This is a genomic window from Actinomycetospora sp. ABD4_176 (assembly GCF_056311855.1).
In genome coordinates this window covers 3,163,071-3,176,260 of record NZ_CM149974.1, presented here as the reverse complement: position 1 = coordinate 3,176,260, position 13,190 = coordinate 3,163,071, and the positions used below count along the sequence as shown (strand labels likewise).

The 13,190-nt window shown below is 75.3% G+C and carries 16 protein-coding genes; 8 read left to right on the top strand and 8 right to left on the bottom strand.

The genetic code is table 11. The features are described 5' to 3' along the window. Positions 1-7: 7 nt before the first annotated feature. Both ACYX4T_RS15350 and ACYX4T_RS15345 read right to left on the bottom strand, forming a co-directional pair. On the bottom strand, positions 8-847 hold the full coding sequence (locus tag ACYX4T_RS15350) for a YceI family protein (RefSeq protein ID WP_476010161.1): 840 nt from the start codon (positions 845-847) through the stop codon (positions 8-10). Continuing rightward, entirely contained in the window at positions 844-1,860 is a 1,017-nt protein-coding gene (locus tag ACYX4T_RS15345) for an MSCRAMM family protein (RefSeq protein ID WP_476010160.1), read from the bottom strand. Before ACYX4T_RS15345 ends, ACYX4T_RS15350 begins: the two co-directional genes overlap by 4 nt. A 188-nt stretch (positions 1,861-2,048) precedes the next feature. On the opposite strand from ACYX4T_RS15345, the gene ACYX4T_RS15340 reads away from it, so the two are divergent. Next, the gene (locus ACYX4T_RS15340; RefSeq protein WP_476010159.1) at positions 2,049-3,293 is read left to right on the top strand and encodes an acyl-CoA dehydrogenase family protein; all 1,245 of its coding nucleotides are present in this window, start codon (positions 2,049-2,051) and stop codon (positions 3,291-3,293) included. A gap of 53 nt (positions 3,294-3,346) precedes the next feature. Continuing rightward, a complete protein-coding gene (locus tag ACYX4T_RS15335) occupies positions 3,347-4,258 on the top strand; it encodes a DMT family transporter (RefSeq protein WP_476010158.1) in 912 nt (303 codons plus the stop codon). Here the strand turns inward: ACYX4T_RS15335 and ACYX4T_RS15330 are convergent. The 4 genes from ACYX4T_RS15330 to ACYX4T_RS15315 are packed head-to-tail and all read right to left on the bottom strand — an operon-like array spanning position 4,230 to position 6,267. Continuing rightward, the gene (locus ACYX4T_RS15330; RefSeq protein ID WP_476010157.1) at positions 4,230-4,550 is read right to left on the bottom strand and encodes a DUF202 domain-containing protein; all 321 of its coding nucleotides are present in this window, start codon (positions 4,548-4,550) and stop codon (positions 4,230-4,232) included. The two genes, ACYX4T_RS15335 and ACYX4T_RS15330, sit on opposite strands and share 29 nt — an antisense overlap. Continuing rightward, positions 4,547-4,936 carry a YidH family protein gene (locus ACYX4T_RS15325; RefSeq protein ID WP_476010156.1) on the bottom strand — a complete coding sequence of 130 codons (390 nt, stop codon included), beginning with the start codon at positions 4,934-4,936 and terminating at the stop codon, positions 4,547-4,549. Before ACYX4T_RS15325 ends, ACYX4T_RS15330 begins: the two co-directional genes overlap by 4 nt. Before the next feature lie 18 nt (positions 4,937-4,954). Next, the gene (locus ACYX4T_RS15320) at positions 4,955-5,122 is read right to left on the bottom strand and encodes a hypothetical protein (RefSeq protein WP_476010155.1); all 168 of its coding nucleotides are present in this window, start codon (positions 5,120-5,122) and stop codon (positions 4,955-4,957) included. A 56-nt stretch (positions 5,123-5,178) separates the two neighbouring features. After that, positions 5,179-6,267 (bottom strand): sulfite oxidase, encoded by a 1,089-nt coding sequence (locus ACYX4T_RS15315; RefSeq protein WP_476010154.1) that lies wholly within the window; start codon positions 6,265-6,267, stop codon positions 5,179-5,181. Positions 6,268-6,508: 241 nt separating this feature from the next. Between ACYX4T_RS15315 and ACYX4T_RS15310 the strand changes: the two genes are divergently transcribed. The 3 genes from ACYX4T_RS15310 (at position 6,509) to ACYX4T_RS15300 (ending at position 9,024) form a co-directional block, all read left to right on the top strand. Next, entirely contained in the window at positions 6,509-6,679 is a 171-nt protein-coding gene (locus ACYX4T_RS15310; RefSeq protein ID WP_476010153.1) for a hypothetical protein, read from the top strand. Positions 6,680-7,505: 826 nt separating this feature from the next. After that, a complete protein-coding gene (locus ACYX4T_RS15305) occupies positions 7,506-8,384 on the top strand; it encodes a hypothetical protein (protein ID WP_476010152.1) in 879 nt (292 codons plus the stop codon). Between the two features lie 4 nt (positions 8,385-8,388). After that, the gene (locus tag ACYX4T_RS15300; RefSeq protein ID WP_476010151.1) at positions 8,389-9,024 is read left to right on the top strand and encodes a flavin reductase family protein; all 636 of its coding nucleotides are present in this window, start codon (positions 8,389-8,391) and stop codon (positions 9,022-9,024) included. Here the strand turns inward: ACYX4T_RS15300 and ACYX4T_RS15295 are convergent. Next, on the bottom strand, positions 8,988-9,425 hold the full coding sequence (locus ACYX4T_RS15295) for an acyl-CoA thioesterase (RefSeq protein WP_476010150.1): 438 nt from the start codon (positions 9,423-9,425) through the stop codon (positions 8,988-8,990). The genes ACYX4T_RS15300 and ACYX4T_RS15295 overlap by 37 nt on opposite strands. A gap of 57 nt (positions 9,426-9,482) precedes the next feature. Between ACYX4T_RS15295 and ACYX4T_RS15290 the strand changes: the two genes are divergently transcribed. Genes ACYX4T_RS15290 through ACYX4T_RS15280 form a run of 3 tightly spaced genes read left to right on the top strand, consistent with a single transcriptional unit; the run spans position 9,483 to position 12,223 of the window. Continuing rightward, on the top strand, positions 9,483-10,538 hold the full coding sequence (locus ACYX4T_RS15290) for an LLM class F420-dependent oxidoreductase (protein ID WP_476010149.1): 1,056 nt from the start codon (positions 9,483-9,485) through the stop codon (positions 10,536-10,538). A gap of 10 nt (positions 10,539-10,548) precedes the next feature. Further along, entirely contained in the window at positions 10,549-11,001 is a 453-nt protein-coding gene (locus tag ACYX4T_RS15285) for a MaoC family dehydratase (RefSeq protein ID WP_476010148.1), read from the top strand. A gap of 10 nt (positions 11,002-11,011) precedes the next feature. Continuing rightward, on the top strand, positions 11,012-12,223 hold the full coding sequence (locus tag ACYX4T_RS15280) for an acetyl-CoA C-acetyltransferase (RefSeq protein ID WP_476010147.1): 1,212 nt from the start codon (positions 11,012-11,014) through the stop codon (positions 12,221-12,223). 133 nt (positions 12,224-12,356) lie between these two features. Here the strand turns inward: ACYX4T_RS15280 and ACYX4T_RS15275 are convergent, their stop codons facing one another. Continuing rightward, positions 12,357-13,136 (bottom strand): enoyl-CoA hydratase/isomerase family protein, encoded by a 780-nt coding sequence (locus ACYX4T_RS15275; RefSeq protein WP_476010146.1) that lies wholly within the window; start codon positions 13,134-13,136, stop codon positions 12,357-12,359. Positions 13,137-13,190 lie beyond the last annotated feature (54 nt).

The following is a 13,190-nucleotide window of genomic DNA, read 5'->3' as shown; positions in this document are numbered from 1 at the left end:
CGGGGCGTCAGGCCGCCCGGACGGCCTCGATGTCGATCTCGATCCGCAGGGTGCGGCCCACGGCGAAGATCCCCGCGATCACCGACTGGTTCCAGCGGATGTCGAAGTCGTCGCGGGAGAGCTGGGTGGTCGCCGAGAAGCCGGCGCGCTCGCCGCCCCAGAGGTCGGGGCCGGCGCCGTGGTAGACGACGTCGAGGGCGACGGTGTTGCGCACGCCCTTGAGCACGAGGTCGCCGTGCATCGTCCAGCGGTCGGGGGTGTGCCCCACGACGGCGGTGGAGGTGAACTCGATGCGCGGGAACGCGACGACGTCGAGGAAGTCGCCGGCGCGCAGGTGCTGGTCGCGGGTGTCGTCGTCGGTGTCGACGCTGGCCGGGTCGATGGCGGCGTGGACGCGGGTGCTCGCGAGGTCGGCACCCATCTCGATCGCCCCGGAGAAGCGGCGCAACCGCCCGTGGACCTTGGTGATGCCGAGGTGGAACGCCGACGCGGCGATGCGCGAGTGCACCGGGTCGATGTCCCAGCGGCCCGGCGCGGGGAGTGTCAGCGCGCCCGAGCGCGTCAGCACCACCCGGCCCAGGTCCCCCGGCCCGGGCAGCGGCCGCGCGGCAGGGGTGTGCCCGACCGCCGAGGTGATCACCGTCGCCGGCCCGTCGGGCAGGCCCTCGACGAGGAACGACCCGTCCCCGGCCACCGAGGTGCCGCCGACCTGCGTCCCCGACGCGTCGATCACCGTGACCACGGCGAACGGCACCGGCCAGCCGTCGCTGGTCACCGCCGCGCCGCGCACCCAGCCGCCGCGCCGCGCCGCGGTCACCCCGGGGCCGTGCGCGGGACCGGCACTCACCAGCGCTCGCCGGACTGCGTCCGCGGCTCGCCGGGCTCGCCGGGCTCGAGGTGCTGCCCGTGCCGCCCGGTGCCGTCCCCGAGGCCGTCCGCGACGAACCCGTTGCCCGCCCCGTTGCCCGCCCCGTTGCCGGCCCCGTCGCCGGCCATCGCCCCGTCGTCCCCGCGCGGGGCGTCGGGACGCGCGGGCGGCTCGCCGGCACCGTCCACGGCCGGCGGCACGAGGCTCAGCACGACGTCCGACGGGTGCCCGGGACCGATCTCGATCTCCGAGGCCACCGGGGCGTAGCCGCTCGCGGTGATCGTGTAGACGCCGTGCGGGACGTCGTCGAAGCGGAACGACCCGTCCTCGCCGGTGACGCGCGAGCCGACGACGTGCCCGTCCTCGCTGACCAGCGTCGCGAGCGCCTCGGCCACCGGTCGGCCGGCGCCCGCGGAGCGCACCGTGCCGTGGAGCCGGGTGCGGGTGGCCAGGGCGACGTCGTGGGTGACGTGGCCCTCGGCGGGCACGCGCACGGTCTCGGCGATCGGCGCGAGGCGTGCCGCGGCGGCCGTCAGGGTGTAGGTGCCCTCGGTGAGGTCGGCGAAGCGGTAGGCGCCGTCGGCGCCCGAGCGGGTGACGGCGACGACGGTGCCGCGCACGTCGGTGAGGGTGAGCACCACGTCGCCCCAGCCGCTGACGCCCGTCCCGTCGCCGTTGGTGCTCCCGGCGTGGCGCACCCCGACGGTGCCGCCGAGCGAGGCCCCGCCGCCCGTGAGGCCCACGTCGTGGCGCAGCGGGCGGTCGGCCACCGCGACGAGCGAGGCCTGCGGCTGGTGGGTCGAGGAGGCGCAGATGACCAGGTAGGTCCCGCCGGCCGGCGGCACGAGCTGGTAGTGCCCGCCCTCGTCGGCGGCCGCGCGGTCGAGCTGGTCACCGGAGAGGTCGCACAGTGTCAGCGCCGCGCTCGGCACCGGCGCACCGTCGCCGCGCGTCACCCGACCGAAGATCATGATCGGTTCCTGTCCGTCCACCGACGTCCACCTCTCTCGACGCACCGTCCGCGACGCGCCGTCCGCGATCACCGCGCGCCCACCGTCCGTGCGGTCCCTCCACCGTGAGGGCCGTCCGGCGTATTGCTTGGATAGTACAAGCATCATCTGGCGGCGGCCCGCCGGTGATCGGATGGCAGAGCCCGCCGCGGCGGGCCACGCTGGGGGGCATGCCCGAGCTCCCGTCCGACTTCTCCGCCCTGCCGCGGCCCGCGCTCGACCTCGACCCGGACCGGGACGCGATCGCCGACTTCTACGACTACGCCGACCTGCTCACCGACGACGAGGTCGCGACGCTGCACCGGCTGCGGTCCTACCTCGCGCGCGACGTCGCCCCGGTCGTCGACGACGCGTGGGAGCGCGCCGAGTTCCCGATGCAGCTGGTCAAGGGGTTCGCCGAGCTCGACCTCGCCGGCCTGCCCTACGGTCTCGCCGGGATGGGCGACGAGCCCGCCCGCCGCGTCTTCACCGGCTTCCTGCACGCCGAGATCGCCCGCGTCGACCCGTCGGTGAACAGCTTCTTCGGCATCCACACCGGCCTGGCCATGGGCTCGATCTGGGCGGGCGGCACCGAGGAGCAGCGGCAGCGCTGGCTGCCGGCGATGGCGCGGATGGAGACGATCGGCGCGTTCGGGCTCACCGAGCCGCACGGGGGCTCGGACGTCGCGGGCGGCATGGAGACCACCGCACGCCGCGACGGCGACCACTGGGTGCTCGAGGGCGACAAGCGCTGGATCGGCAACGCGCCGTTCGCCGACGTCATCGTGATCTGGGCGCGCGACCTGGAGACGGACGAGGTCCGCGGCTTCGTCGTCCCGGGCGACGCCGAGGGCATGACGATCGCCAAGATCGAGGGCAAGACCGCGCTGCGCATCGTCCAGAACGCCGACATCGCCCTGCGCGGCGTGCGGGTCCCCGACGAGGACCGCCTCGCCGGCGGCACCGGCACCTTCGCCGACGCGGGCGGGGTCCTGCGGGTCACGCGCGGCAACGCGTCCTGGGGCGCGACCGGCACGCAGATGGCCGCCTACGAGCTCGCCCTGGACTACGCCCGGCAGCGCGAGCAGTTCGGGCGACCGATCGCCGGGTTCCAGCTCATGCAGGAGCTGCTCGTGCAGATGCTGGGCAACGTCACCGCCTCGCTCGGCATGGCGTCGCGCAACGCCGCGCTCCTCGACGACGGCCGCGGCTCGGACGCGCACTCGGCGCTGGCCAAGGAGTTCTGCGCGAGCCGGATGCGCGAGACCGTCGCGTGGGCACGCCAGCTCGTCGGCGGCAACGGCGTGATCCTGGGCAACGGGGTCGCGCGCTACTTCGCCGACGCCGAGGCGCTGTACTCCTTCGAGGGCACCCGCGAGATGAACGCGCTGATCGTCGGCAAGGCGATCACGGGCCAGAGCGCGTTCGTGCGCTGAGGGGCGGGTAGGACTGGAGCCGTGATACCGGCCCCGACCGCCCGCGAGCCCGCGTGACCGGCAACCCGACGGTCGCCGTCGCCCTGGCGCTGTGCTCTGTCGTCGCCTACGCCTTCTCCGCGGCCCTGCAGCGGCGCGAGACGGCACGCGCGTCCGAGCCCGTCGAGACGTCGGGCGGCTGGCGGTTCTTCGGGGCGCTGCTGCGCCGGCGCTGGTGGTGGGGCGGGATCGCCTGCATGACCGCCGGCGCGCTCATCCACGTCGGCGCCCTGGGGTTCGGCTCCATCACGCTCGTGCAGCCGATTGGCGTGACCACCCTGATCCTCGCGCTGCCGCTCGACTCGTGGCTGGAGAAGCGGCGGATCAGCTCGCGGGAGTGGGTCGGCGCGGTGGTGCTCGTCGCCGGGCTCGTCGGCCTGCTGACCCTCGCCGCGCACGGCCCGCCGGCACGGACCCCGCCGGCCCCGGTCGTCCTCGGCGCGGTGGGGGTGATCGTGATCGCCGCGGTGGTGCTCGCCGCCGCGGGGGCGAAGGGCCGCCCGGTGATCCGGGCGGTGATCCGCGCGGCGGCGTCCGGCCTGTGCGCGGGGGCGACGTCGGGCCTGGTGCGCCTGATCATCCAGCTCATCGCCGATGACCGCTCCTGGGCGCTCATCGGGGTCGTGGTGGCGGCGGCGCTGGTGCTGCCGGTGGCGTCGATCCTGCTGATCCAGACCGCCTTCCGCGACGGTGGCCTCGACGCCGGGCTCTCCACCCAGATCACCGCCGACCAGGTCGCGGCGGCGGCGATCGGCATCGTCGTGCTGGGGGAGCGCTACACCCTGGGCGCGGCCGGCGCGGTGCTGGCGGGCGCGTTCGCGGTCGTGGCCCTGGTCGGGCTGGTCGTGCTCATCCGGGCCGGTCCCACACCCGAGCAGCGGCGGGAGCTCGCCGCCGCTAGTGCAGCGCCAGCACCACGCCGGTGACCAGCGCCAGCAGCGCCACCGCGCCGCCGAGCACCGGGACCGCGCGGTCGGGGGCCAGCGGCGAGGGCAGCGGGGCGTGGCGCAGGCGCGCCGTCCGGTGGCGCCCGTAGAGGGCGACGACGACGGCGAGGACGCCCGCGACGACCGCGAGCACGAGCGACGGGCCGGGACCGTCGTGCGTGAGCTCCCGGACCGCGAGCAGCACCGCGTTCGCGGCGACCCCCAGTGAGGTCCGGCTCCACGCGAGGCCGGTGCGCTCGGCCTGCAGACCGGCGTCCGACGGGGAGCTCACGCGGCCGCCCGCACGCCGACGAGCACCAGGCCGAACAGGGCGAGGACGACGAGCCCGCCGGCGAGCACCCAGGGCAGGCGCTGGCGGGGCAGGGGCCGGCCGCGGCGGATGGCGAACTCGACACCGCGCCAGCGCAGGACCCCGCCGGCGGCGGTCACGACGGCCAGCGCCGCGAGCAGTCCGCCGACCACCGCGCGCGTCCCGGGGACGGCGAACTCGGGCAGCAGCTGCACGACGGCCACCCCGGCCGCCAGCAGCGACAGCGACGTCCGCAGCCAGGCGAGGAACGTCCGCTCGTTCGCGAGCGTGAACCGGTAGTCGGGTTCGTGCTCCTCGTCGTCGTCCGGCACGGACCCTCCCTGGTAACGCGCAGCTGACCCGCGCATGGTGCCGGGTCGGCGCGGTCAGAGCAGGGCGGGCGCGAGCAACGCGATCATGCCGTTGGTCTGCGGGCTCGTGGGCGCCGCCTGGGTCTGCGCGAGCAGGAACAGCACGACGCCCAGGACGACTAGCACGGCCAGCAGCACGCCCACCAGGACGCCGATGGACGGGCGGCGGTTCGTCGAGCTCAAGGGGTACCTCCGGGTCACCTCGTCGGGACCCGGGCGGATTCCCGGTGCGGGACCGCTCACCCGTCGTCGCGGGCGACCGCGTGCAACGTCACGTGCGCCCACGCGTTGTTCGCGTAGCCCTTCGGGTTCCACAGCTCGGCGGGGTCCGCGGGCTGGACACCGGCGGCGGAGTCCCAGGCCCGCACGGTGACGCGGGTCGAGCCGGGGGGCAGGTCGAGCTCGGTGTGCCACAGACGCCAGCTCCAGCGACTCGCCGGCGGCTCGAGGTCCGCCTGCCGCCACGTCGCGCCGCCGTCGGTGGAGACGTCGACGCGCACCACGGTGCGCTCCCCGCCGGCCAGCGCGTAGCCCGAGACGCGGACCGGACCGGCCGCGACCTCGGCGCCGTCGTCGGGGGAGAGGACGTCGGCGTTCACCGCGATCGGCCCGAGCGGCACGCCGCGCCCCGGTGCGGGGGACGCGTCGGCGGGCAGGAGGCGGTAGGCGACGGCCTGGTAGTGGCCCTGCGAGGGCCCGTCGGCGACGGTGACGCGCTCGAGCCACTTGACGCTGCGCGCCCCGATCCAGCCGGGGACGACCACGCGCACCGGGGCGCCGTGGGCGTCGGGCAGCGGGGCGTCGTCCATCGACCACGCCAGCAGCACCTCCGGCGCGAGCGCCTTCTCGAGCGGGACCGAGACCTCGTAGGGCGCCCCGTCCGTCTCCTCCGGGAGGTCCGCGCCGGCCAGCACGACGTCGCTCGCGCCGGGATCGACGCCGACCTCGCGCAGCACGTCGGCGAGACGCACGCCGGCCCAGCGGGCGGTGCCGGTCGCGCCGGGCCCCCACGGGGTCTCGCCGGGCAGGTCGGCCACCTCGATCAGGCCCGCCCGGCGGTTGCCCGCGCACTGCAGCGTCACGACCTCGGCGTGCTCGCGGAACCGCTCGCGCAGACCGCCGAGCGAGAACGTCGCCGGCCGCTCGACCATCCCGTCGACGCGCAGCGTCCAGGTCGCGGGGTCGACCCGGGGCCGTTCCCGGGCGTGGTTGCGGTGGTAGAAGGCGTCGAGCGGGGTCAGGTCGCGGTCGGCGAGCGCGGCGCGCGGCGGCTCCGCGTTGTACGGCTGCGACGAGTGGACGGTCAGCTCGACCGGCTGGGTGGCCATGGTCCTCCCTTGGTCCTCCCGGGGTCGACGACAGGGGGTGAGGACCGTCCCGGACCCGTTGATCCGACCGGGTGGACCTCGCTGTCGGGTTCGTGACCGGCTCCCCCGGCCCCGCTGTCCACGATCGCGGAGGACCCGGCCGACGGCGCGGTGTGCCCTGCTCAGCGGCGGTTCGAAACCCTCCGGAAGGATCGCCGGAGTGCCCGTCGGCTCCCCCGGCCGGAGTCGTAGGGTGCCGCGCATGACGCAGACGCCGATCTACGAGGAAGTCCGCCGGGCGTTCGGTCGCGTCGACCGCGGCGTCGAGCGTCGGGCCTTCCGCGACGACGCGGCGGCCGGGGGCGACGAGCGTCCCTCCCGCCCCGTGATGCTCCGCGGCAACGGCGGCCGCCACCGGCGCGCGGGCGACTGATCCCCGTCCTCGGCGACCCCGGGCGACCGGCCCGTCCCCGCGGCCTCCCGGGCCCCGGACCGCGACGGCCCGCGGCCGTGGGGCAGGGTTGGGCCCGGTCCGACCGGCGCCGAAGGGCCGGTCGACGAGGTCAGCGAGGGCAGGGATGAGCGAGCAGTCCGGACCCCCGGGGCCCGGCCGCGGGCGACACGCCGCGCCCGGCCCGGACCCCGACGACGCCCCCGCCCGCCACGCCGCCGACGGGTCCGCCGGTGCGGAGCCGGGTCCCGGCGCGCCGATGCCGAACGGTGGCGTCGCCGGCCGCCCCGCCGGACCGCCGCCGGGGCGCAGCCCGCTGCCCGGACCACCCGGAACACCCGGTCCGCCCGGTCCGCCCCCGGGCCCGCAGGGCGTCCCCGGTCCGCAGGGGCCGCCGCCCCCGGGCGCGTACGGACGCCCCGCAGCGGGACCCGGCGCCCCCGGCCCGTCCCCGCGACCCGCCCCGCCCCCGGCGGCCGCGCCCGGCCCGGGCCAGGTCGACGCGCGGGTCCCCTCCGGACCGCCCGGCGCCCCGGGGCGTCCGGGCCACGCTCCAGGTCATGCTCCAGGTCATGCTCCAGGTCATGCTCCGGCCCACGCTGCGGGCCTCGCTGCGGGCGACGCGTCCGGTCGCGGCGCCGTGCCGGCGGACGGCCGCCCGTTCGACACACCGACGCGGCACGTGTCCGACTCGCCCGACGCGGCGGGTAATGCCGCGACGGGCCACCGTGCGGGCGCGGGCCACGGGAACGACGCGGCTCGCCCCGGAGGAAACGGGGAGGCCGCGGCGGCGGAGTCGGGCCTGTCGGTGACCAAGGTGTCCGGGCAGGCGTTCGCCGCCATCGTGACCGCCGGAGCGGGCTCCTTCATGGGCGGCGCGGCGGGCACGGTGGTCGGCGCCGGCGTCGCCGCCATCATCACCACGGTCGGGGACGCCGTCTACCAGCGCTCGGTGGAGCGCACCCGCCACCACGTGCGGTCGCGGATGGCGGCCCGCCGTGACGCGAGGGGCGCCGGGGCCCCCACCGGGGTCCCCGCCGGGGTCACCACCGAGGTCCCCGCGGACGGGCGGACCGCCGTCGTCGCCGCCCCGGGCCACCGGTCCGGCCCCGCCCCGGACGACGAACCGACGATGGTGATCGGCTCCGGCGAGGCCGGGGAGACCCGGGCCCTCGGCCACGGCGACGCCGAGCGCACCCGGGTGGCCGGTGCCGGCACGCGGGTGCTGACCGCGGGCGACGACGAGACCGCCCTGGTCGGGACGCCCGGCGGTCCGGCGCGCGACGGCGACGGCCCGGACGGCCCGGACGACCCGGACGGCCCGGACGGCGGTGAGCCCCCGCGCCGTACCCCGTGGCGGCGCTACGCCCTCCTCGCCGCCACCGCCCTGCTGATCTTCCTCATCGCGATGCTGGCGATCACCGGCATCGAGCGGGTGAAGGGCTCGCCGCTGTCCGGCGGCGACACGGGCACGAGCGTCGGGTCGGTGCTCGGGACGAGGGAGCCGGCGACGACGTCGAGCGAGGCGCCCACGACGACCTCCGAGGCCCCCGCCGACGGCGCGGAGACGTCGGCGACGTCCGAGGCGCCCGCGAGCAGCACCGCCGACGAGCCCGAGCCCGACGAGACGACCACGACACGGGCGCCGCAGCTGGTTCCGAGCGGGCTGCTGCCGGGGAACAACTGAGCCCGTGCGCACCGACTTCGACCCCGACGCGATCGGGTCCGGCGGCTTCTACAAGTTCCTGACCTCGGTGATCGTGCCGCGCGCGATCGCCTGGGTGGTGACGCGCTCGGCCGACGGTGTCGACAACCTCGCGCCGCACTCGTTCTTCACCGTCGCGAGCACCGACCCGCCGGTCGTGCAGTTCACGTCGGTCGGCGAGAAGGACTCGCTGCGCAACGCCGTCGCGTCCGGCGAGTTCGCGGTGTGCCTGACGCCCGAACCGCTGCTCGAGCACATCAACGCCACGGCCACCGACTTCCCGCCGCACGAGAGCGAGATCGACGCGACCGGCCTGACCCGCGAGCCGTCGCTGCGCATCGCGACCCCGCGCATCGCGGAGTCGCCGGTGGCGCTGGAGTGCCGGCTGGAGCGCACGATCGAGGTCGGCAACTGCGTGCTGGTGCTCGGCCGGGTCGTGCACGCCGCGGTCGCCGACGACGTGCTCGTCGACGGCCGCCCGGACGTCAAGCGGCTCGCGCCGCTGGCGCGTCTCGGCGGCAACCAGTGGTCGACGGTCGGCGAGGTCCTCGCGACCCCGCGCATCCGCTACGACGACTGGCCCGGTCACTTCTCCGACGGGGACGCCGCGCCGAGCACCTGAGGCGCCCGCTGCGGGTCGCCGAGCGCGAGGAGCCGGCCGCGGGGGTCGGCGACGAGCCGGCGCGTGCCGTGGTCGAGCAGGCCCATGACGCCGGTCAGGGTGGCGCAGACCTGCTCGCCGCGGCACAGCTCGGTGTCCATCCGGAAGGTCTTGCCCTCGCCGAAGCGCACGTCCACGGCCACCTCGACCTCGTCGCCGACCCGCAGCTCGGCGAGGAACCGGACCGTCGACTCGAGGATGACCGGGCCGAGGCCGACGGCGGTCAGGTCCGGCACGTCGATGCCCGCGGCCCGCAGCGCCTCGGTGCGCCCGTGCTCGCCGTACTGGTGGTAGACGGCGTGGTTGACGTGCCCGTTGGCGTCGCACTCGTAGCCGCGCACCGTCACCGTCGTCGTGAACACGCCCGTCTCCCGTCGCCGTACTGCCGTGATCAACGCGATCGTGACAGGCTGCGCGGCGTGCGCATCGGGATGGGGTTGAACTACAGCGGCGGGTTCGAGGAGACGGTCGCCGAGCTCGCCGAGCACGAGGCGGCGGGCCTGGACATCGTCTTCGTGCCCGAGGCCTACAGCTTCGACGCGGTGAGCCAGCTCGGGTTCATCGCCGCGCGCACCAGCCGCGTCGAGATCGCGTCGGGCATCCTGCAGATCTACACGCGCACCCCGTCGCTGACCGCGATGACCGCGGCCGGCCTCGACTACGTCTCCGGCGGGCGCTTCACGCTCGGCATCGGCGCCTCGGGCCCGCAGGTCATCGAGGGGTTCCACGGCGTGCGCTACGACGCCCCGCTCGCCCGCACCCGCGAGATCGTCGACATCTGCCGGCAGGTGTGGCGCCGCGAGAAGGTCGAGCACTCCGGGCGCCACTACCGGATCCCGCTGCCCGCCGAGGAGGGCACCGGGCTCGGTAAGCCGCTGAAGATCATCAATCACCCGGTGCGCGACCGCATCCCGATCGTCCTCGCCGCCATCGGCCCGAAGAACGTGGCGCTGACCGCCGAGATCGCCGAGGGCTGGCTGCCGATCCTCTTCGTCCCCGAGCGCGCGCACGAGGTGTGGGGCGAGTCGCTGGCGGCCGGCAAGGCCAAGCGCGACCCCGCGCTCGGCGACCTGCAGACCTACCTGCAGGCGTCGCTGTGCATCACCGAGGACGCCGACACCGCCCGGCAGATGCTCGACGGCATGCGCCCGTTCGTCGCGCTCTACGTCGGCGGCATGGGCGCGAAGGGCAAGAACTTCTACAACGAGCTCGCCCAGCGGTACGGCTACTCCGAGGAGGCGGAGAAGATCCAGGACCTCTACCTCGACGGCAAGAAGGACGAGGCCGCCGCGGCGGTGCCCGAGGACCTCGTCAAGGCGATGTCGCTGATCGGGTCGCGCTCGTACGTCGCCGAGCGCCTGCAGGCCTTCGCCGCGGCCGGCGTCACCACGATCAACGTCACGCCGCTCGCGGGCACGGCCGCCGAGCGGGTGTCGTTGGTCGGGCAGGTCAAGGAACTGGCCGCCGACCTGTAGAGGAGCCCGGATGCGAGTGTTCGCCGACGTCGAGGAGCTGCGCGGTGCGGTGGGGGAGGACCTCGGCACCAGCGCCTGGGTGACCGTCGACCAGCACCGTGTCAACATCTTCGCCGACGCCACCGACGACCACCAGTGGATCCACGTCGACCCCGAGCGCGCCCAGGACGGGCCGTTCGGGCGGACGGTGGCCCACGGGTTCCTGACCGTCGCGCTCATGCCGAAGTTCGGCTGGGACACCTTCCAGGTGCAGGGCGTCTCGATGACGGTGAACTACGGGCTGAACAAGGTGCGCTTCCCGTCGCCGGTCCCCGTGCCGAGCCGTGTGCGAGGTCACTGCCGCCTGGTGGACGTCGCCGACGTCGCGAACGGTGTGCAGGCGACGATCGGGGGGACGGTCGAGATCGAGGGGTGGCCCAAGCCGGCGTGCGTCGCCGAGGTCATCCTGCGCTACGTGCTCTAGGAGGTCGGCTGTGCCGGATGCGGTGATCTGTGAGCCCCTGCGGACCCCGGTGGGTGGTTTCGGGGGTGCGTTGCGGGACGTGGGGCCGCAGGAGCTGGCGGCGACGGTGATCCGGGAGCTCGTGTCGCGCACCGGTCTGCGGGCCGAGGACGTGGACGACGTGGCGTTCGGGCACTGCTACCCGACGATGGACGCGCCGGCGATCGGGCGGGTGGCGGCGCTGGACGCGGGCCTCGAGGTGACCGTGCCCGGCATCCAGGTGGACCGGCGCTGCGGGTCGGGCCTGCAGGCGGTGCTCTACGCGGCGATGGCGGTGCAGACCGGCGGGGCGTCGGTGGTGCTCGCGGGCGGCGCGGAGTCGATGTCGGGCGCCACCTACTACAGCCAGGCGCCGCGCTGGGGCACGAAGGCGGGCGGGTTCCAGTTCAAGGACGCGCTGGCCGAGGGCCGGGTGCACGCGGGCGGGGTGAACCACCCGGTGTGGGGCGGGATGATCGAGACCGCCGAGAACGTGCGGAAGCGCTACGACATCCCGCGCGAGGAGCAGGACCGCCTGGCCGTCCGGTCGCACGAGAAGGCGACGGCGGCGGTCAAGGAGGGTCGCTACGCCGACGAGCTGGTGCCGGTGACGATCCCGGGCCGCAAGGGCGACACCGTCGTCGACCAGGACGAGCACATCCGCCCCGACGCGAACCTGGAGTCGCTGGCGAAGCTGCGCCCGATCATGGGCAAGCAGGACGACGCGGCGACGGTGACCGCGGGCAACGCCTCGGGCCAGAACGACGGCGCCGCGGTGTGCCTGGTGACGACGCCGGAGAAGGCCGCCGAGCTGGGGCTGCGGCCGCTGGCGCGGCTGGTGTCGTGGGGGCTCGCGGGCGTGGGCCCGGAGGTCATGGGCATCGGGCCGGTGCCGGCGACGGAGCAGGCGCTCTCCCGCGCGGGGCTGTCGCTGGCCGACCTCGACGTCATCGAGCTCAACGAGGCCTTCGCCGCCCAGGCCCTGGGCGTCGGGCGGGAGTGGGGCATCGACCTCGTCACCGACGAGCGGGTCAACCCCAACGGCTCGGGCATCTCGCTGGGGCACCCCGTCGGCGCCACCGGCGTGCGCATCCTCGCGACGATGCTGCGCGAGATGGAGCGCCGCGAGGCCCGCTACGGCCTCGAGACGATGTGCATCGGCGGCGGCCAGGGCCTCGCGGCGGTGTTCGAGCGGGTCGCCTGACGCACGGGGTGTGTCAGCGGAGTGGCTCCGCAGACACTCAACGTCCGTATCTCCACTCCGATCATGAGTTCATGATCGGAGTGGAGATGCGGACACTCATCGTCCGCGGAGCCACTCCGCTGACACCGCTCGCCTACTTGCCCTGCCAGCGAGGCTTCCGCTTCTCCCGCGCGGCCGCCGCGCCCTCCGCCGCGTCCTCGGTGGCCCCGGCGACCCGGCGCATCGTCTCGCCGAACCGGATCGCCTCTGTCTGCGGCAGGTCCGGCGCCCGGCGCGCCATCTCCTTGATGGCGCGCTGGGCCAGCGGCGCACCGGCCAGCAGACGGTCGGCGAGCGCGCGGGCCTCGGCCATCAGGTCGTCGTGTGGCACGACCCGCGAGACCAGCCCCATCTCGCGCGCCCGATCGGCGCCCACCCGCTCACCGGTGAGCAGGAGCTCCATCGCCGGCTGCCACCCGATGCGTTGGGGCAGCCTCAGCGCGCCGACGATCGTCGGGATGCCCAGGCGCACCTCGGGGAAGCCGAAGGTTGCGCGCTCGCTCGCGATGACGAGGTCGCACCAGGTCACCAGCGTCAGCCCGTAGCCCAGGCAGTGGCCGTTGACCGCCGCGATCACCGGCTTGAAGATCTCCCAGCCGCTCTCGAGCGAGTTGACGGTCGGGCGCTCCCAGAACGAGCCGGGGAAGTCGCCGGCCGGGTTCCCCTCGGACTGCGGGTCGGCGCCGACGCAGAAGGCCCGCCCGGCGCCGGTGACGATGCCGACCCACGCCTCGTCGTCGGCGCGGAAGCGGTCGAACGCCTCGTTGAGCCCGGCGCGCATCGCCCCGTCGATCGCGTTGAGCTTCTCGGGCCGGTCGTACGTGATCGTCGCGACGTGGCCGTCGCGCTCGTAGGTGACGCGCTCGCTCTCCACGGTCCGACACCGTAGGACGGCCGGCGTTCCGGCGAAGGGCGCCCGTCGCCCGTC

What these genes read in the sequence shown, in the direction of transcription:
- ACYX4T_RS15315 (WP_476010154.1), bottom strand. Translation starts at nt 6,267, where the DNA reads ATGGCCACCCAGCCGGTCGAGCTGACCGTCCACTCGTCGCAGCCGTAC.
- ACYX4T_RS15325 (WP_476010156.1), bottom strand. Translation starts at nt 4,936, where the DNA reads ATGCGCGGGTCAGCTGCGCGTTACCAGGGAGGGTCCGTGCCGGACGAC.
- ACYX4T_RS15310 (WP_476010153.1), top strand. Translation starts at nt 6,509, where the DNA reads ATGACGCAGACGCCGATCTACGAGGAAGTCCGCCGGGCGTTCGGTCGC.
- ACYX4T_RS15340 (WP_476010159.1), top strand. Translation starts at nt 2,049, where the DNA reads ATGCCCGAGCTCCCGTCCGACTTCTCCGCCCTGCCGCGGCCCGCGCTC.
- ACYX4T_RS15285 (WP_476010148.1), top strand. Translation starts at nt 10,549, where the DNA reads ATGCGAGTGTTCGCCGACGTCGAGGAGCTGCGCGGTGCGGTGGGGGAG.